This window comes from Plantimonas leprariae (assembly GCF_008802405.1).
GTDB classification, from domain to species: Bacteria; Pseudomonadota; Alphaproteobacteria; order Rhizobiales; family Rhizobiaceae; genus Plantimonas; species Plantimonas leprariae.
Genome location: NZ_VZDO01000003.1, coordinates 22,747 through 40,247 on the forward strand (window position 1 = coordinate 22,747; position 17,501 = coordinate 40,247).

20 protein-coding genes are annotated in these 17,501 nt (G+C 69.8%); 15 read left to right on the top strand and 5 right to left on the bottom strand.

The window, feature by feature from the left end; genetic code table 11:
* The first annotated feature begins 56 nt into the window (after nucleotides 1-56).
* The 6 genes from F6X38_RS04710 (at nucleotide 57) to trmD (ending at nucleotide 4,244) form a co-directional block, all read left to right on the top strand.
* On the top strand, nucleotides 57-269 hold the full coding sequence (locus F6X38_RS04710) for an AbrB/MazE/SpoVT family DNA-binding domain-containing protein (RefSeq protein WP_150968402.1): 213 nt from the start codon (nucleotides 57-59) through the stop codon (nucleotides 267-269).
* Nucleotides 269-649, top strand: a complete 381-nt coding sequence (locus F6X38_RS04715) for a type II toxin-antitoxin system VapC family toxin (protein WP_150968403.1) — start codon at nucleotides 269-271, stop codon at nucleotides 647-649. The genes F6X38_RS04710 and F6X38_RS04715 overlap by 1 nt, the downstream gene beginning before the upstream one ends.
* A gap of 250 nt (nucleotides 650-899) precedes the next feature.
* Complete coding sequence (gene ffh, locus F6X38_RS04720; protein ID WP_150968404.1) at nucleotides 900-2,465, top strand: signal recognition particle protein; 1,566 nt, start codon at nucleotides 900-902, stop codon at nucleotides 2,463-2,465.
* A gap of 58 nt (nucleotides 2,466-2,523) precedes the next feature.
* Nucleotides 2,524-2,919 carry a 30S ribosomal protein S16 gene (rpsP, locus tag F6X38_RS04725; protein WP_150968405.1) on the top strand — a complete coding sequence of 132 codons (396 nt, stop codon included), beginning with the start codon at nucleotides 2,524-2,526 and terminating at the stop codon, nucleotides 2,917-2,919.
* 78 nt (nucleotides 2,920-2,997) lie between these two features.
* Nucleotides 2,998-3,555, top strand: coding sequence for a ribosome maturation factor RimM (rimM, locus tag F6X38_RS04730; protein ID WP_150968406.1), 558 nt, complete (start codon nucleotides 2,998-3,000; stop codon nucleotides 3,553-3,555).
* On the top strand, nucleotides 3,552-4,244 hold the full coding sequence (gene trmD / locus F6X38_RS04735; protein WP_150968407.1) for a tRNA (guanosine(37)-N1)-methyltransferase TrmD: 693 nt from the start codon (nucleotides 3,552-3,554) through the stop codon (nucleotides 4,242-4,244). Before rimM ends, trmD begins: the two co-directional genes overlap by 4 nt.
* Here trmD and F6X38_RS04740 read toward each other — a convergent pair.
* Entirely contained in the window at nucleotides 4,226-4,981 is a 756-nt protein-coding gene (locus F6X38_RS04740; protein ID WP_150968408.1) for a sulfite exporter TauE/SafE family protein, read from the bottom strand. The genes trmD and F6X38_RS04740 overlap by 19 nt on opposite strands.
* A 239-nt stretch (nucleotides 4,982-5,220) precedes the next feature.
* Here F6X38_RS04740 and rplS point away from each other — a divergent pair, with 239 nt between their 5' ends.
* The 5 genes from rplS (at nucleotide 5,221) to F6X38_RS04765 (ending at nucleotide 9,851) form a co-directional block, all read left to right on the top strand.
* Nucleotides 5,221-5,676 carry a 50S ribosomal protein L19 gene (gene rplS, locus F6X38_RS04745; protein WP_343033189.1) on the top strand — a complete coding sequence of 152 codons (456 nt, stop codon included), beginning with the start codon at nucleotides 5,221-5,223 and terminating at the stop codon, nucleotides 5,674-5,676.
* A gap of 193 nt (nucleotides 5,677-5,869) precedes the next feature.
* Nucleotides 5,870-7,030, top strand: a complete 1,161-nt coding sequence (locus F6X38_RS04750; protein ID WP_150968409.1) for a GGDEF domain-containing protein — start codon at nucleotides 5,870-5,872, stop codon at nucleotides 7,028-7,030.
* 85 nt (nucleotides 7,031-7,115) lie between these two features.
* Complete coding sequence (locus F6X38_RS04755) at nucleotides 7,116-8,162, top strand: bile acid:sodium symporter family protein (RefSeq protein ID WP_150968410.1); 1,047 nt, start codon at nucleotides 7,116-7,118, stop codon at nucleotides 8,160-8,162.
* A 68-nt stretch (nucleotides 8,163-8,230) separates the two neighbouring features.
* Nucleotides 8,231-9,025 carry a transporter substrate-binding domain-containing protein gene (locus F6X38_RS04760; RefSeq protein WP_150968411.1) on the top strand — a complete coding sequence of 265 codons (795 nt, stop codon included), beginning with the start codon at nucleotides 8,231-8,233 and terminating at the stop codon, nucleotides 9,023-9,025.
* A 19-nt stretch (nucleotides 9,026-9,044) separates the two neighbouring features.
* Entirely contained in the window at nucleotides 9,045-9,851 is an 807-nt protein-coding gene (locus F6X38_RS04765; RefSeq protein WP_150968412.1) for an amino acid ABC transporter permease, read from the top strand.
* On the opposite strand, the gene F6X38_RS04770 is transcribed toward F6X38_RS04765, so the two are convergent.
* From F6X38_RS04770 to F6X38_RS04785, 4 genes are all read right to left on the bottom strand, one after another.
* Nucleotides 9,841-10,404 carry a GNAT family N-acetyltransferase gene (locus F6X38_RS04770; protein WP_150968413.1) on the bottom strand — a complete coding sequence of 188 codons (564 nt, stop codon included), beginning with the start codon at nucleotides 10,402-10,404 and terminating at the stop codon, nucleotides 9,841-9,843. The two genes, F6X38_RS04765 and F6X38_RS04770, sit on opposite strands and share 11 nt — an antisense overlap.
* A 100-nt stretch (nucleotides 10,405-10,504) precedes the next feature.
* Nucleotides 10,505-11,281: a Bax inhibitor-1/YccA family protein gene (locus F6X38_RS04775; RefSeq protein WP_150968414.1), complete on the bottom strand. Its 777-nt coding sequence runs from the start codon at nucleotides 11,279-11,281 to the stop codon at nucleotides 10,505-10,507.
* Between the two features lie 235 nt (nucleotides 11,282-11,516).
* A complete protein-coding gene (locus F6X38_RS04780; protein WP_150968758.1) occupies nucleotides 11,517-14,012 on the bottom strand; it encodes an ABC transporter permease in 2,496 nt (831 codons plus the stop codon).
* Nucleotides 14,013-14,110: 98 nt separating this feature from the next.
* Nucleotides 14,111-14,797, bottom strand: coding sequence for an ABC transporter ATP-binding protein (locus tag F6X38_RS04785; protein ID WP_150968415.1), 687 nt, complete (start codon nucleotides 14,795-14,797; stop codon nucleotides 14,111-14,113).
* A gap of 74 nt (nucleotides 14,798-14,871) precedes the next feature.
* Here F6X38_RS04785 and F6X38_RS04790 point away from each other — a divergent pair, with 74 nt between their 5' ends.
* The 4 genes from F6X38_RS04790 to F6X38_RS04805 all read left to right on the top strand — a co-directional run bounded on the left by F6X38_RS04790 (nucleotide 14,872) and on the right by F6X38_RS04805 (nucleotide 17,463).
* The gene (locus tag F6X38_RS04790) at nucleotides 14,872-15,528 is read left to right on the top strand and encodes an arylesterase (protein ID WP_150968759.1); all 657 of its coding nucleotides are present in this window, start codon (nucleotides 14,872-14,874) and stop codon (nucleotides 15,526-15,528) included.
* A gap of 201 nt (nucleotides 15,529-15,729) precedes the next feature.
* The gene (gene thpR / locus F6X38_RS04795) at nucleotides 15,730-16,323 is read left to right on the top strand and encodes an RNA 2',3'-cyclic phosphodiesterase (protein ID WP_150968416.1); all 594 of its coding nucleotides are present in this window, start codon (nucleotides 15,730-15,732) and stop codon (nucleotides 16,321-16,323) included.
* A gap of 41 nt (nucleotides 16,324-16,364) precedes the next feature.
* Nucleotides 16,365-16,808, top strand: coding sequence for a YkvA family protein (locus F6X38_RS04800; RefSeq protein WP_150968417.1), 444 nt, complete (start codon nucleotides 16,365-16,367; stop codon nucleotides 16,806-16,808).
* A 154-nt stretch (nucleotides 16,809-16,962) separates the two neighbouring features.
* A complete protein-coding gene (locus F6X38_RS04805) occupies nucleotides 16,963-17,463 on the top strand; it encodes an invasion associated locus B family protein (protein WP_150968418.1) in 501 nt (166 codons plus the stop codon).
* Nucleotides 17,464-17,501: the final 38 nt, after the last annotated feature.

The window sequence follows — 17,501 nt, forward strand, 5'->3', positions numbered from 1 at the left end:
CCGGCAAGCGTTATCTTCCCGCAAGGTTGGTTGCACGGACCGGAAGGACAAGGACGATGCGCGAGGACACGACGCTTTCAGCGGACTACAAGATCCCAGTTCCGGAGTCCGTGCGCGCGGAATACGGCTGGGAAGTCGGCCAGGATTTCGCCTTCGTTCCGAGCGATGGCGGCGTGATGCTCGTGCCCGTTCCGACAAGGGAACAGCTCGCCGGCAGCATGAAGGGTGCGGACCCTACGAACTACCGCGACCGGAACGATCGCTACTGATGCTGGCTGTCGACACGTCGGCATGGATCGAATGGTTGATCGACACCCCGACGGGCATGGCCGTCGGAAGTGAGCTTCCCCCACTCGATCAGTGGCTGGTTCCGACGATGGTTCAGCTCGAACTGGCGAAATGGGCGCGGCGAGAAGGCACCGAGAAGCAATTCCAGAACTTGCTCGCCTTCGCGCAGAAATGCGTCGTCGTGCCGCTCGACAGTCGGCTCGCCCTCGCCGCCGCCGAAATCGCCAGCCGTCACAAGCTCGCGACGGCCGACGCCGCGATCTACGCCACTGCCCGCGCCCATGGCGCCGGCCTTCTGACCTGCGACGCGCACTTCGCCGATCTGCCCGGCGTCCGTTTCATCCGCAAGGTCGCGTCCTGAAGGCAAAAGCCCCGCGGTCATTTGACTTGGCCAGCCCTCCCGTGCTTTAGCCGCACCCAAACCGCGACAGTCCTGTCCGCGAGCCGCCGACCGGGTGCCCGTTTTCGGGCGCCGGAGGTCAACATCCGCCAGCGAGTCTCGCCCGCGGATGCGGCTTTGCCATGGGCCGTCGCGATCCGTCTTGCGGGACGGGCGGCGCGGACCCACGTCCGCCTCGCCCGCCCGCAAGCACGAAAGGCTGGAACGCAAGATGTTCGATTCGCTGCAGGATCGCCTAGGGGGCATCCTCAACAACCTGACCGGGCGCGGCGCGCTGTCGGAGAACGACGTGGCGGCGGCCCTGCGCGAGGTCCGCCGCGCGCTGCTCGAAGCCGACGTCGCGCTGGAGGTCGTGCGCTCCTTCACCGAGCGCGTCCGCGAGCAGGCGGTCGGCGCGACGATCGTCAAATCCGTCCGGCCCGGCCAGATGGTGGTGAAGATCGTCCACGATGAGCTGGTGGCCCTGCTCGGCTCCGATCAGGTCGCGATCGACCTCAACGCCCCCGCCCCCGTCACGATCATGATGGTCGGCCTGCAGGGCTCCGGCAAGACCACGACCTCGGCGAAGCTCGCCAAGCGCCTTTCGGAAAAGCAGCGCCGCAAGGTGCTGATGGCCTCGCTCGACACCCGCCGCCCGGCCGCGCAGCAGCAGCTCCGCATCCTCGGCGAGCAGGTATCGGTCGCGACGCTGCCGATCATCGCGGGCCAGGGACCGACCGAGATCGCCTCGCGCGCGGCGCAGGCGGCGAAGCTCGGCGGCTACGACGTCCTGATCCTCGACACCGCTGGCCGCACCCATATCGACGAGCCCCTGATGGCCGAGATGGCCGAGATCAAGGCTCGATCGGCCCCGCACGAAATCCTCCTCGTCGCCGATAGCCTCACCGGCCAGGACGCCGTCAACCTCGCGCGCTCCTTCGACGAGCGGGTCGGCATTTCCGGCATCGTCTTGACACGCATCGACGGCGACGGGCGCGGCGGCGCGGCGCTGTCCATGCGCGCCGTCACCGGCAAGCCGATCAAGCTGATCGGCACCGGCGAGAAGATGGACGCGCTGGAGGACTTCTTCCCGGCGCGCATCGCCGACCGCATCCTCGGCATGGGCGACATCGTCTCCCTCGTCGAGCGCGCGGCCGAGACCATCGACGCGGAAAAGGCCGCGGCGATGGCGAAGAAGATGCAGTCGGGGAAGTTCGACCTGAACGACCTGGCCGCACAGATCGGCCAGATGCAGAAGATGGGCGGCATGGGTGGGCTGATGGGCCTGATGCCCGGCATGGCGAAGATGAAGGACCAGATCAGCGCCGCCGGCCTCGACGACAAGTTGCTCAAACGCCAGCTCGCGATCATCTCGTCCATGACCGCCGCCGAGCGCGCCAACCCCGACATCCTGAAGCATTCCCGCAAGAAGCGCATCGCCGCCGGCTCCGGCACCGACGCCGCCGACATCAACAAGCTCCTCAAGATGCACCGCCAGATGGCGGACATGATGAAGTCCATGGCCGGCAAGGGCGGCAAGGGCGGCGGCATGATGCAGAAGCTCATGGGCGGCCTCGGCTCGAAGATGGGACTGCCGCCCGGTCTCGGCGGCGGCATGGGCGGCATGCCGGACCTGTCCAAGATGGACCCGAAGCAGATGGAGCAGCTCGCCAAGATGGCCGAGGCGCGGGGCATGCCCGGCCTGCCGAAGGGCGGGCTGCCAGGCCTCGGAGCAGGCGGCCTGCCCGGTCTCGGTGGCCCCGGCGGCTTTCCCGGCCTGCCGCCGAAGAAGAAATAGGCCGGCCCGTCGCCGGCTTCGCACAAACCAGAATCGCAAATCCAAACAGGAAGAAGCAATGTCCCTGAAGATCCGCCTCGCCCGCGCCGGCTCCAAGAAGCGCCCCTACTACCACGTCGTCGTCGCCGACGCCCGCTCGCCCCGCGACGGCCGCTTCATCGAGACGCTCGGCTCGTGGAACCCGATGCTGCCGAAGGACGCCGAGCGTGTTTCCCTGAAGAACGAGCGCATCCAGCATTGGCTGGAAGTCGGCGCGCAGCCGACCGACCGCGTGCTCCGCTTCCTCGACCAGGCGGGCCTCGCCAAGCGCGAGGCGAAGAGCAACCCGAAGAAGGCCGAGCCCGGCAAGAAGGCGCAGGAGCGCGCCGCCGAGCGCCGCCAGCGCGAGGAAGACGCCGCCGCGAAGGCCGCCGAAGCCGCTGCCGCCCCGGCCGCCGACGCCGCGGCGGAATAACCGCCCCGCCATGCTTGAGCCGAACGGCGCCTCCGGGCGCCGTTCGCGTTTGATCTTCCGGATAGCCGAGGCCCCTTCTTGAGCGATAGCAGCGCGAAACCCGTCCTCCTCGGCATCGTCGGCGGCGCGCACGGACTGAAGGGCGAGTGCCGCGTCTCGTCCTTCACGGCGGATCCTTGCGATCTCGGCGCCTACGGCCCGCTCTTCGACGCCGCCGGTAATCGCTACACGGTGCGCTCCGCCCGGCCGCAGAAGAACGTCGTGGTGGTCCGGTTCGCGGAAGTGCGGGACCGCGATCATGCCGAACGGCTGAACGGGCGGGAGCTCTTCGTCGCCCGCGACGCGCTGCCCGAGGAGGACGATGCCGGCGACTTCTACGTCGCGGACCTCGTCGGGCTCGCCGTCGTGACGCTCGAAGGCGAAGCGGTCGGCGAGGTGGTGGCCGCGCACGATTTCGGCGCCGGCGACGTCCTCGAAATCCGCCCCGAACGCGGCCCCACCGTGATGATCCCGTTCTCCGAAGCCGCCGTGCCGGAGGTCGACCTCGAAGCCGGGCGCATCAAAGTGGAACCCGTCGCGGCGGGCCTCGCCTCTACTGAGCGCGGCGAGGAGGACGAACCGGAGCCGGCGGCATGAGCTTCCGCGCCAGCGTCCTGACGCTCTACCCGGAGATGTTCCCGGGCCCGCTCGGCCTCTCGCTCGCCGGCAAGGCGATGGCGCGCGGCGACTGGACGCTCGACACCCGCCAGATCCGCGACTTCGGCCTGGGTCGCCACCGCGCGGTGGACGACACGCCGGCCGGCGGCGGCGCGGGCATGGTACTGCGGGCCGACGTCCTCGCGAGCGCGATCGACGCGGCCTCGCCGCCGGGCGACGACCGACCTCGGCTGCTGATGAGCCCGCGCGGCGCGCCGCTCCGCCAGGGCTTCGTGCGCGAACTGGCCGGCGGTCCCGGCGTCGTCGTCGTCTGCGGGCGGTTCGAGGGCGTCGACGAGCGGGTGATCGAGGCGCGCAGGCTCCTTGAGGTCTCGGTCGGCGACTACGTGCTGTCCGGCGGCGAGATCGCCGCGATGGCGCTCCTCGACGCGGTCGTGCGCCTCATTCCCGGCGTCATGGGCAACGCGGAGTCCGGCGAGACCGAAAGCTTCGAGCACGGCCTGCTCGAACATCCGCACTACACGCGTCCCGCCGAATGGGAAGGGCGCAGTATCCCGGCTGTCCTCACCTCCGGCGACCACGGCGCGATCGCCCGATGGCGGCGCGGCGAGGCCGAGCGGCTGACCGCCGAGCGGCGGCCGGATCTCGTTCAGCCGCGCCAGAAGTAATAGAAGGCGAGCGCGAAGCCGACGGCGATCACCGCCGCCCGGAGCGCGGTCTGCGGCACGCGGCGGGCGAGCCAGACGCCCGACCAGCCGCCGAGCGCGACGCCGGGGATCATTGCGAAGGCCGCCGGCCAGTCGACGACGCCGCCCGCGACGAAGACCACGATCGCGACGAGCGCGATCACGGTGGCGAGAAGGTTCTTCAGCGCGTTCAGCCGGTGGTAGTCGCCGCCTTGCGTCAGGCCCAGCGTCGCCAGCATCATGATGCCCATGCCCGCGCCGAAGAAGCCGCCGTAGACGGCGGTGGGGAGCTGGACGAGCGGCGCGGCGAGACCCTGTCCCTGCCGCGCCGCCTCGGCATGCCGGCGCCTCGGCTTCAGCCAGGGTCCGGCGGCGAAGAGGAGGGTCGCGGCGAGGAGCAGCCAGGGCACGAGGGCGCGGAACTGGACGTTGTCGAGGGCGAGGAGGACGGAGGCGCCGACGCCCGAGCCGACCAGCGAGACGGCGACCAGCAGCAGCGCGCCGCGCCACATCGCCTTGATGTCGCTCCAATAGGCCAGCGTCGAGGTGACGTAGCCGGGGAACTGCGTGATCGAGGACGTGGCGTTCGCGACGATCGGCGGCGCGCCGGCGAGCGTCAGCGCGCCGAAGGAGATGAAGGTGCCACCGCCCGCCACCGCGTTCACCGCGCCGGTGACGAAGCCCGCGAGGAACAGGCCGAGGACTTCGAGGATCGGCATGGAGAACGGACTCGGGGCGAGGAAACGGCGACCGGCGCTGCATAGGCGGCGCCATCCGCACCCGCAAGCGTCCCGCCCAGCTTCCCCAAGCGTCCGGCCGAGCTCCGCCAAGCCGCTCGCCCGTCTCGACAAAGCGCGCTCGAGCGTATATGTGCGCCCGGTTCCTCAGAATAACTTGACCGCGGACCATCGCGGCCATGACCGGCAAGGCCGGCATGAAACCAAGAGAGGCTTCTCCCGTGAGCAACATCATCGCCGAGCTGGAAGCGGCGGAAGCCGCGCGCATCGCGGCCGTCCGCACCGTCCCCGAATTCTCCCCCGGCGACACGGTGCGCGTGAACGTGCGCGTCACCGAAGGCACCCGCACCCGTGTGCAGGCCTACGAGGGCGTCTGCATCGCCCGTTCCGGCGCCGGCATCCAGGAGAACTTCACGGTCCGCAAGATCAGCTACGGCGAGGGCGTCGAGCGCGTCTTCCCGGTCTATTCGCCGATGCTGGAATCGGTTGAGGTCGTGCGCCGCGGCCGCGTGCGTCGCGCCAAGCTCTATTACCTGCGCGACCGCCGCGGCAAGTCGGCCCGCATCGTCGAGGCGACCAACGTGCGCGCCCGCAAGCTGAACGACGAAGCGCGCCAGGCCGCGAACGACAAGGCGGCCAGCGAAAAGGCCGCCAAGGCGCAGAAGGCCGCCGAGTAAGACCTGCCCCTTCATTCGGTTTTGCACGAAAGCGGCTCTTCGGGGCCGCTTTTTCGTTTCGGCCATCTCGCTGCGGGCGACGAAGCCCGTCGGCTGACGCTGCTTCCCATGCTTTGTTAACTGCTAGCGTCGTATCCGTGCGTAACGTCGCGAGGGCGCGGCGCCACCAGCGGTCTGCGGGGAACAGGCGCGAATGGACGACAAGTTCGCGTTCCTCCTGCCGCTCGTCATGCTGAGCTTCGCCGCGACCTTCGCGGTGGCGGCGCGCTGGAACTCACGGCCGGCGCGGCTCTGGAGCGTCGGCTACGCGCTGGCCGGCGGCGCCTATCTCGTGCCGATGGTGCCCGAGAACGTGCCCGTCGTGTTGCAGGCGCTGCTCGCCGATATCGGCTTTCTCCTTGCCTTCTGGTGCTTCGGGCAGGCGCTGCTGGACTATTTCGGCCGCCCGCTCCGGCGGCGCCTCTTCGCGTTTCTCGTCGCGGCGAGCACTGCCGGCGCGGCTTATACGATCGTCGGGATGGCAGACCTGCGTGCCGAGACGCTGGTGAACGACCTCGCCTGTTCGGCTCTGCTGCTGATCGCGCTCGGCTCGATCGGGCTGCGCGCGCAGACCGCGATCGACCGGGTTCTCGTCGGCGTCAGTGTCCTCGTGGTACTCGACAACCTGACGCGCACGGTGGTGTTCAACCTCGTTCTCGCACCGGAAACCAGCCTCGACGCCTTCGCCGGCTCGCCTTACGCCTTCGCGATGCAGATGACGGGCGCCGCGCTCGGGCTCGTCGGCGGTCTGGTGGCGCTCGCAGCCGTGACGTTGCGGGTGGTGGCGGGCTATCGCGACGCGGCCGAGCGCGATCCGCTGACGGGCCTCCTCAACCGGCGCGGCTTCGAGCGGGCGACGGCGGGCTTCGCCGCGGACCCGAGCCGCCCCGCCTCGCTCGTCGTCTGCGACATCGATCACTTCAAGGCGGTGAACGACGCCTTCGGTCACGCCGCCGGCGATCGCATCCTCGAAGGCTTCGCCGAGATCGTCGGGATCGTCATGCCGCCGGACGGCGTGGCCGCCCGATTCGGCGGCGAGGAGTTCATCCTGTTCCTTCCCGGTCCGCCCCAGGTTGCCGCGGTGATCGCGGAAGTGCTGCGCATCGCCTTCGCCGAGCGCGACTGGCGGGCGGAGGGCGCCGGGCGGCGTCTCACCGCAAGCTTCGGCATAGCGGGGGTCGAAGGCGGCGAAAGCTCGCTATTCGAGGCGATGGCGCGTGCCGATGCTCACCTCTACGCCGCCAAGGCGAGCGGGCGGAATCGCGTCGTCGCCTCTCTCGCCGCCCAGCCGCGCCCGTCCGCGCTGGCGGCTTGAAACAGTTGGCTTCGGCTGCCCTCCGCCTGTAAAGCCGGCACGGCAGCGCTTCCCGAGGCGGTCGGCGGGCGCGACGGCGGAGGCGATGACCTTCAAGACCCTTTTTGCTCGCATCCCGGTCGACCGGTTCCTGCTGCTGCTGATGGGAACGGTCGCGATCGCCGCCCTCCTTCCGGCGCGCGGAGAGGTCGCGGCCGCGTTCGACTGGATCACCTTCGCCGCGATCGCGCTCCTGTTCTTTCTCTACGGCGCGCGCCTGTCGCCGGGCGCCGTCTGGCAGGGTCTGAAGCACTGGCGGCTGCAGGGCCTGATCCTCGCCTCGACCTTCGTCTTGTTTCCGCTGATCGGCCTCCTGTTCCGCCCACTCGCCGCGGATCTCCTGCCGCCGGAGCTCGCGCTCGGCCTCCTCTACGTCTGCCTCCTGCCGTCCACGGTCCAGTCCTCGATCGCCTTCACCTCGATCGCCGGCGGCAACGTGCCGGCGGCCTTCACCAGCGCGTCGGTGTCGAATCTCCTCGGCATCGTGGCGACGCCGCTCCTCGTGCTCGCCCTCGCGAGCGGCAGCGGCAACCTCTCCTTCGGCCTCGACCCGGTGCTGAAGATCGCCGGGCAGATCCTCGCGCCGTTCCTCGCCGGCCAGCTCGCCCGGCCGCTGGTCGGCAACTGGCTCGCGCGCCACCGGCCGGTGACGAGCGTGGTCGACCGCGGCTCGATCCTGCTCGTCGTCTACGCGGCCTTCTCGGAAGGCGTCGTCTCCGGCGTCTGGACGAGCGTCGGCGCGGCCGAGCTCGCTCTCGTCGTCCTCGCGGACGTCGTGATCCTGTTCCTCGCGCTGGCGCTGACCACGCTCGCCAGCCGCCGGCTGGGCTTTGCGCGCGAGGACGAGATCGCCATCGTCTTCTGCGGCTCGAAGAAGTCGATGGCGACCGGCATCCCGATGGCCGGCATCCTGTTTCCGGGCCACACCGTCGCGTTGGTGGTGCTGCCCCTGATGCTGTTTCACCAGATCCAGCTCTTCGCCTGCGCGGTGATCGCGCAGAACTACGCCAAGGCGGCGATGCCGCCGGAAGCCCGCCTTTCGCCGGAAGCAGCGGCTGAGACGGTGCGCGAGGCGGCGGAGAAGGAAGCCTGAAAGCTTTGCAAGGCCGGCGCCCGCGTGACAGTTTGCCGGCCGTCCTGTTCTTTCGGAACGAATCGCCCGTGAACCGTCGCCAGCTCCTTCTCGTCGCCGCCGCCCTCGGCCTCGCCTCGCCGGCCCTCGCAGAGACGCCGCTGCCGGACCTGAAGGGCCGCGCCGTCACGGTGGTGACGGAGAACGCCTACCCGCCGCTGCAGTTCGTCGACCCGAAGGGCGGCGGCGCGATCGGCTGGGAATACGACGCCATGAACGAGATCGCCAAGCGCCTCGATTTCAAGGTCACCTACGCCAACGCTTCCTGGGACGCGATGATCGGCGCGGTGAACGCCGGCCAGTACGACATCGGCATGACCGGCATCACCATCCGCGACGACCGCAAGACGCAGGTCGACTTCTCCGATCCCTACATGCGCTCCGAGCAGTTCATGCTGGTGCGCGGCGACGAGAGCCGCTTCGCGGACGCGGCCTCGTTCAAGGGTTTCGACAAGGGGCTGATTGGCGCGCAGGCCGGCACGACGCCGTTCTACACCGCGGTCTACGAAGTGCTCGACGGCAACGAGCAGAACCCGCGCATCAAGCTGTTCGAGACCTTCGGCGCCTCGGTGCAGGCGCTGAAGACCGGCGACGTCGACACCGTGCTGACCGACGGCACGGCAGGCCGCGGCTATGTCGACGCCTCCAACGGCGGGCTGAAACTCGTCGGCGGTCCGTTGGGGGCCGAGGACTTCGGCTTCATCTTCCCGAAAGGCTCCGACCTCGTCCAGCCGGTGAATGCCGCGATCGCCAGCCTGAAGGCCGACGGCACTTTCGACCGCCTGACGGAGAAGTGGTTCCGGGACTACAAGATGGGCCAGTGACGCCGCTTCCGCGGCCTGCATGAGAAGGCTCTCCGACCCGGACTTTCCCTGGTGGCTGGTCGCGCTCGGCGTTTGCGCCCTCGCCGTGGCGATGGTCCTCGCGCTCGATCCCGGCTGGCGGCGGATCGTGGAGGTGCTGCTCGGCGGCCTCGCCACCACTGTGCTTGTCACCCTCGTCGCCTATGCGGGCGCGATCCTTCTCGGCCTCCTCGTCTGCCTCGCCGGCCAGTCGGCCAACCGCTTCGTGCGGAACGCCGCTCGCTTCTATGTCGAGGTGGTCCGCGGCGTGCCGACCCTCGTGCTCCTGTTCTGGATCGCCTTCGTCGCCGCGCCCGCCTTCGTCGCCGGCTGGAACGTCGTGTTCCTGCCGCTGCAGCACCTCGGGCTCGTCGAGCCGCTGCTGGTGCGCGACGTGTCGCTGCTCGCCAGAGCCGTCGCGGCGCTGGTCATCGCCTATTCGGCCTTCCTCGCGGAAATCTTCCGGGCCGGCATCGAGGCCGTGCCGGCGGGCCAGGTCGAGGCGGCGAAGGCGCTCGGTCTCGGACCCTTCCGGCGGCTGCGCCTCGTCGTCCTGCCGCAGGCGGTGCGGACCGTCCTGCCGCCGCTCGCCAACGATTTCGTCTCGATGGTGAAGGATTCCTCGCTCGTCTCGGTGCTCGGCGTCGCCGACATCACGCAGATGGGCAAGGTCTTCGCTGCCGGCTCGTTCCGGTTCTTCGAGACCTATTCGGTGACGGCCTACCTTTATCTCCTGATGACCGTGTCCGTCTCGCTCGGCGCGCGGGCGCTGGAGCGCCGGCTGGCGCGCGAGCGGCTCACCCCCTGAACAGGGTGCCCGGATAGGTCGCCTCGTCGGGCAAGGTGTCCCTGCCCTCGCCGAGCGGAAGCTGCATCAGGACGGTGTCGATCCAGCGGCCGAACTTGAAGCCCGACGCCTCCATCACGCCGAGATGCCGGAAGCCGGCCTTCTCGTGGATGCGGATCGAGGGCCTGTGTTCACCGCCGCCGATCACGGCGATCATCTGCCGGAAGCCGAGCTCGCCGCAGAGCTCGACGAGGCGCAGGAGCAGCGCCAGGCCGATGCCGCGCCCCTGCGCCGATGGCTCCAGATAGACCGAGTCCTCGACGCTCCAACGATAGGCGGGCCGGGTGCGGAAGGCGCTGCCATAGGCATAGCCGAGGAGCGTGCCGTCCGCGTCTTCCGCGACGATATACGGGTAGCCGTCGCCGCTGATCGCCCGGAAGCGCGTCAGCATCTCCGCCTCCGGCGGCGGCACGAGCTCGTAGGTCGCGGTGCCGTGCAGGACGGCATGCTCGTAGACGCGCGCGATCGCCGGAACGTCGGCCTCCGTCGCGTCGCGGATCGTATAGGCACTCATGCCGGTTCCCCAAATCTCTGGGGCCTTCCTCGCAGGCGTTCGCGTAAAAGAAAAGGGCGCCCCGGAGGACGCCCCTTCCCGTCTCGATGTTCGCTGTCGCTTAGCGGCGGTCGCCGAAGAACTGCAGCATGAACATGAACATGTTGATGAAGTCGAGGTAGAGCCGCAGCGCGCCCATGATCGCCTTGCGGCCCATCACGGCCTCGCCGTCGCCCTCGTAGTACATCTCCTTGATCTGCTGCGTGTCGTAGGCGGTGAGGCCCGCGAACACGAGGACGCCGATCACCGAGATCGCGAAGGCAAGCGCGGAGGAGCCGAGGAAGATGTTGACGATCGAAGCGAGCACCACGCCGATCAGGCCCATGAACAGGAAGTTGCCCATGCCCGACAGGTCGCGCTTCGTCGTATAGCCGAAGAGCGACAGCGCGCCGAACGAGGCGGCCGTGATGAAGAACACCTGCACGATCGATTCCTGCGTGTAGACGAGGAACACGGTCGCGAGCGACAGGCCGACGAGGCCGGCATAGGCCCAGAAGGTCGTCTGCGCGGCCGAGGTCGACATCTTGTCGATGCGGAACGACAGGAAGAAGACCAGCGCCAGCGGCGCGAACATGATCAGCCACTTCAGCGGCGACACGAAGACCGTGTAGCCGAAGTCGGTGAGGAAGATGCCGTTGCCGACCTGATACGGGGTCGGATCGGCGCTGACCGAGGCGGCGTAGACCGCATAGGCCGCGATGCCGGTGATCGCGAGGCCGGCCGCCATCAGGTTGTAGACGCGAAGCATGTAGGCGCGCAGGCCCTGGTCGATCGTGACGTCGACCCTCGACCCGGCTGCCGGGACGCGCGCGGCGCCCCAACGTGTGTTGTCAGCCATCGATGTGACTTTCCCTTTCTGCGTGTCCCGTCCGGTGTCGGCCTCGCGCGGAAATACGGAACTCACCGCGTCAAACCGAGGCGCCGCTGGCGGGACGCCCAGCTTGCCTGCCGAAAATATGCGGTGCCGGCGCGGGACACACAAGCCCGGCCCCGTTCGCCGGACTGTATCCTGGGTTAATTTTGCGTCATCCGTCGCGGCCGACGATCACGACCGCGTTACTGGGCGACATCCGTCACAGCTCGCGCAGCACCGGCGCCGCCTTCTGGCCGAGCACGCGCCAGGTTCCCGCGAGCCCAATTCCGACCGTCACCACGAGCGCGGTCAGGATCGTCGCGGCGGCGATCCGCCAGTCGAAATGGAAGGGAAGCTGCATGATGCGCGCCACCGCGTACCAGGCGGCGAGACCGCCGGCGAGCAGCGCGAACAGCGCGGTCGCGAGGCCGAGCAGCATGTATTCGCTCGTATAGGCGGCGATCAGCGTCCGCCGCGTACCGCCGAGCGTCTTGAGGACAACGGCGTCGCGGATGCGGCCGCGACTGCCGCTGGCGAGCGCTCCGGCCAGCACCAGCACGGAGGCGACGAGCGCCACCGCCGCAGCGGCGCGAATGCCGATCGCGAGCTGCGCGACGAGCCGGTTCACCGCGTCGAGCGCGTCCTTGACGCGCACCGTGGTGACGGCCGGGTAGCTGTCGGCGATGCCGCGCAGCACGTCCTTCTCCACCGCCATCGTGGTGTTCGGGATATCGAGCGTCGCGAGCCAGGCATGCGGCGCGCCGCGGAAGGCGTTCGGCGAGAACACCATCACGAAGTTGATCGACAGCGATTCCCATTCGACGTCGCGAAGGTTGGCGATCCTCGCGGTGATGTCGCGGCCGAGGACGTTGACGGTGATCGTGTCGCCGACATGGAGGCCGAGCTGGCCGGCCTGCTCGGCGGCGAAGGAGACGAGCGGCTCGCCCTCGTAAGTCTTCGGCCACCATTCGCCGGCTTCGAGGCGGGAGTTCTCCGGCAGCGTACCGGCATAGGTGATGCCGCGGTCGCCGCGCAGCACCCAGGCGCCTTCCGGCGGCACCTTGGCCTCCGACGCCTCGACGCCGTTCAGCTTGGTGATCCGGCCGCGCAGCATCGGCGCGGCGTCGAGCGTCGAGCGGGGAGCTAGAGCCGCGACGCGGGCGCGGAACGGCTCGATCTCGCCGTTCTGGATGTCGACGAAGAAGAAGTCCGGCGCGCGGCGGGCGAGCTCGCCGGAAATCTCGCGGCGAAGGTCGGTGTCGATCGTCGCCAGCGCGACGAGCAGCGTCAGGCCGAGGCCGAGCGAGAGCACCACGGACGGTGTCAGCGCGCCGAGGCGGTGGATGTTGCCAAGCGCCAGGCGCAGCGGCACGTTGCGGACCCGCGGCGCGGCGCGGGCGAGCCGCCCGACCAGGAAGCCGACGCCGCGCAGGACCACGAAGGCGACGGCGGTGGCGAGGAGGAAGGTCGCGGCCACCCGGCGGTCGTCGGCCATGAGCAGCGCGAGCCCGGCGATGAGGAGCACCAAGCCCGCCACCACCGCCAGATAGGCGGCGCGCGGCCGGCGGCCGGTTCCGTTGCCGGACGCGTCGCGGAACAGCGCCGTCGCCGCGACGTCGCGCGTGGCTCCGAGCGGCAGGAGCGCGAAGGCGAGCGCCGTCAGGTAGCCGAAGGCGGCGGCGGCCAGCAGCGCCAGCGGATAGACCGAAGGCTCGGCCGCGACGGGAAGCGCGGCACGCAACGCGCCCGCCGCGAGGAACGGCGCGGCCGCCCCGAGCACGAGACCGAGAGCGACGCCGAGGGTCGCAAGGATCAGGATCTGGATCAGGTAGACCCGCACCACGAAGGGACCGCCCGCGCCGAGGCTTTTGAAGGTCGCGATCACCCGGCGCTTGCCGGCGAGATAGGCATTGACCGCGTTCGCGACGCCGACGCCGCCGACGACGAGGATGGCGAGGCCGACGAGGGTCAGGAACTGGCCGAAGCGCTCGATGTTGCGCTGGAGCGCCGGCGCGGCGCGGTCGGCGGTGCGGACATTCCAGCCGGCCTGCGGGAAGCGCGCATTGGCGTCCGCCGTGAGGTCGTCGGCTCGCACCGTCCGGTCGAGGCGGACCTTGTAGTCGTGCTCGACGAGGCTGCCCGGCTGGACGAGACCCGTCGCGTCCATCGCCGCAGCGGAGACCAGCAGGCGCGGCGCGAAGATGAAGCCGTCCGACAGGACGTCCGGCTCGCGGTCGAGGACGCCGCGCAGCTCGACCTCGATGCTCCCCAGCCGCAGCACAGCCCCCGGCCGGACATTCATCCGCTCCAGGAGTTCCGGGGCGGCGAGCGCGCCGAAGCGGCCGTTCCGCTCGGCTAGCAGATCGGCGAGCGGCGCAGCCGGCGTCGTTTCCGCCCGGCCATAGAGCGGATAGGCGCCGTCGATCGCCTTCAGCTCCACCAGCGTCGGGTCGCCCTCGCCACTCGCGGTCCGGGCCATGGAACGCATGGAGGTGACGGCCGCCACCTTTCCGAGCGAGCCGAGATAGTCCAGCTCCTCCGGCGTCGCGGTGCGCTGGACGAGGCCGAAGCGCGCGTCGCCGCCGAGGATGGCGCGGCCCTCGCTCTCGATGCCGCGCGTCATCATGGCGGAGACGGAATTCACCGCCGCAATCGCCGCGACGCCGAGCGCGATGCAGGCGAGGAACACCGCGAAGCCGCGCAGGCCCCCGCGCATCTCGCGCAGCGCGAAGCGCCAAGCCAGCCGGAGCCCCGCGGCGGTCGGCCCCGCCGGCACGCTCGTCGCGCGGCCGCGCCGTTCGGCTTCGACCGCCGTCACGCGAACGCCGCCTCCGCTTCCACCGTGCCGGAGCGGACGCGCACCTCGCGTCCGCAGCGCGCCGCAAGGCCGGTGTCGTGCGTGACGAGGACCATGGTCATCCGCCGCCGCTTCTGCTCGGAGAACAGAAGGTCGGCGATCTGCCGGCCCGTTTCGCCGTCGAGATTGCCGGTCGGCTCGTCGGCGACGAGAAGCGCGGGCTCCGGAGCAAGCGCGCGCGCGATCGCGACGCGCTGCTGCTCGCCGCCGGATAGTTCGCCCGGATAGTGGTGGGCGCGGAGCCCAAGCCCGACGGCGGCGAGCTCGCGCTCGGCCCGCTCGAAGGCGTCGGGGCGGCCGGAAAGCTCCAGCGGCACCGCGACGTTCTCCAGCGCCGTCATGTTCGGGATGAGGTGGAAGGACTGGAAGACGATGCCGACCTCGCGGCCCCGGAAGGCGGCGAGCTGGTCCTCGCTCAAGGCTCCAAGCTCGGTGCCCGCGATGGCGACCGTGCCGGAATCCGCCTGCTCCAGCCCGGCCAGCACCATCAGGAGGGTCGACTTGCCGGAGCCGGACGGGCCGACGACGCCGACCGACTCGCCGCGCGCGACCTCGAGCGACACGCCCTTCAGGACATGGACGGCGGTTCGCCCCTGCCCAAGCGTCAGGTGAACGTCGCGAAGGCGGATCGCCGGGTCAGACAAGCGGGAAGACGTCCTATATGCGGGGGATAAGCCGGCCGGAAGGATCGGCTCTCCGCACCGGATATGGGCCGATGATGCACCGCTTCCAAGCCTTTCGCGCCGCCGTGATAGCCGCGTGTCTTCTCGCCGGCGGCACGATCGGCGCGGCGGCGCAGGAGAAGCCGGGCCTGGGCGTCGTCGCCTTCGGCGACAGCCTGTCGGCGGGCTTCGGCGTCGGCCCCGGCGAGAGCTTTCCCGAGCAGCTTCAGGCGGCGCTGAAGGCGAAGGGCTACGACGTCGCGGTCGCGAATGCCGGCGTTTCCGGCGACACGACCACCGGCGGCCTGCAGCGCCTCGACTGGTCGATCCCGCCGGAGGCCAAGCTCGTGATCCTCGAACTCGGCGCGAACGACGCGCTGCGCGGCATTCCGCCGCGCGTGTCGGAGAGCAATCTCGACGCGATGCTGAAGCGGCTGAAGGAGCGCGGCACCGCCGTGATCCTCGCCGGCATGCTGGCGCCGCCAAACATGGGGCCGGACTACGCGGCGGCGTTCAACCCGATCTACGGGCGGCTGGCCGAGCGCTACGGCGTCCCGCTCTACCCGTTCTTCCTCGACGGCGTCGCGGGCGATCGCGCCCTGAACCAGCCGGACGGCATGCATCCGACGAAGGCCGGCGTCGCGATCGTCGTCGAGCGGATGCTGCCGGTCGTGGAGAAGGCGCTGGCGGGGCTCGGCGCGAAGCCGACCTGAGCGGGTCGTCCGCCGTTCACTCTGTTACGCGAAGCTGTGGACAGCCGAATTCGCGCTATCGCTCTCGGGCGTCTTCGCCCTAGCCTCATCTCCAGAGTTCGTCGGGGAACTCCCGAACGGACCCGTTGGCGGGCCTTCTGCCGGGGAGCCCGCTTCCCGCGCGGCGTCGACCGCACCCTTCCGGCCGAGTGGAGTTTCTCCATGCCGCGACTCTTCGTTGCCCTCGAAATCTCCCGCGACGCCTCCGTGCAGCTTTCCATGCTGCGCGGCGGGCTCGGCTCGGCCCGGTGGATCGATCCCGAGAACTACCACGTGACGCTGCGCTTCATCGGCGACGTCGACCACCGGACGGCCGACGAGGCGGTGGCGGCGCTCGACCGCATCGAGGCGGCGCCGTTCGACGTGGAGCTGCGCGGCCTCGACGCCTTCGGTTCGAAGAAGCCGCATTCGGTCTATGCCGCCGTCGCGCCGTCGCTTGCCCTTGAGACGCTGCAGGCCGACGTCGACCGGGCGCTCCGGCGCATCGGCCTCGCGCCCGACGCGAAGCGGTTCACCCCGCACGTGACGCTGGCGCGGTTGCGCCAGCCGAAGGCGGAAGAGGTGGCGCGCTGGCTGAGCGGGCGAGGTTCTTTCCGCGCGCCGCCGTTCCGCGCCTCGCGCTTCGTCCTGTTCTCGTCGCGCGACTCGGTCGGCGGCGGCCCCTACGTTGCCGAGGAGAGCTTCGCCCTCGCCGGCAGGCCGCGTTCGGGTGCGGCGGGGCACATGCTGAGCGCGGCCGCCGCATCGAGGGCCTGAGGGCGCTTGCCGCGCGGGCCCCGCCGGGCCATTTTCTCCGCATGACGGCGAACGAGCACGAGACGGGCCCGGTGCGGGCGGGCTTCGAGATCGCGAAGGCGAAGCTCGACGCGATCCTTCGGCCCGCGCCGGCGAACGAGCAGTCCGAGCAGGAGCGGCGCGTCCGCTCCTCCTTCCTCGACACCGTTCGCCGGGCGCTCCGGCACGTGCCGTTCATGGAGGACGTGGTGGCGTCCTACCACTGCGCCCTTGATCCGACGACGCCGGCCTCGACCAGGGGCGTCCTGCTCGCGGCGTTGGCCTATTTCGTGCTCCCCTTCGACATCGTGCCGGACTTCATCGTCGGGCTCGGCTTCACCGACGACGCGGCGGTGCTCTGGGCGGCCTTCCGCGCCGTGCAGTCCAACATCAAGCCGGAACACTACGCGCAGGCCCGCGAGACCCTCGGCAAGACGAAGCGCGAGGACGCGACGAGCGAGGGATAGAAGCCCGGCCAAGCTTCACGAGGACGTGTGCGCGCGGCGCGCCTCGACCCGTATTTACCCTGCCGCAACACTTCTTTAGTCAAATCGTCTCGAATGGGCGGCGTGGCCACGCCGGCCGAGGGCATGGCGTCGGCCGAAACGGAGGAAGCTCCTCATGTACAAGGTTCTTGGGGTCGCCGCGGCTCTGCTCATCGCGTCCGCCGCCGCGGCGAGCGCCCAGACGCCGACCCGCCTCAGCCAGTTCGACAAGTGGGGCACCTATTCCTACACGAATTCCGGCACCAAGGTCTGCTACATCCTGTCGACGCCGCTCACCATGGAGCCGGCCAGCGTCGACCACGGCGACATCTTCTTCCTGATCTCGCAGAAGCCGGGCCAGGCCAACAGCTACGAGCCGCAGGCCGTGATGGGCTACCAGATGAAGGACGGCTCGAAGGTGACCGTCGACGTCGACGGCAAGAAGTACTCGCTGTTCACCCGCGGCGAATCGGCCTGGATGGAGAATGCCGGCGACGAGCCGCAGTTCATCAAGGCGCTGCAGAGCGGCAAGTCGCTTAAAGTGGACGCGCAGTCGCGCCGCGGCACGGCCACCCACTACACCTATTCGCTGGCCGGCGTGTCGGCGGCACTGAAGTCGATCCGCACCTGCAAATAAAGCGGATTCCGGCTCCGGACTTGCGAAAAGCGGTGAAA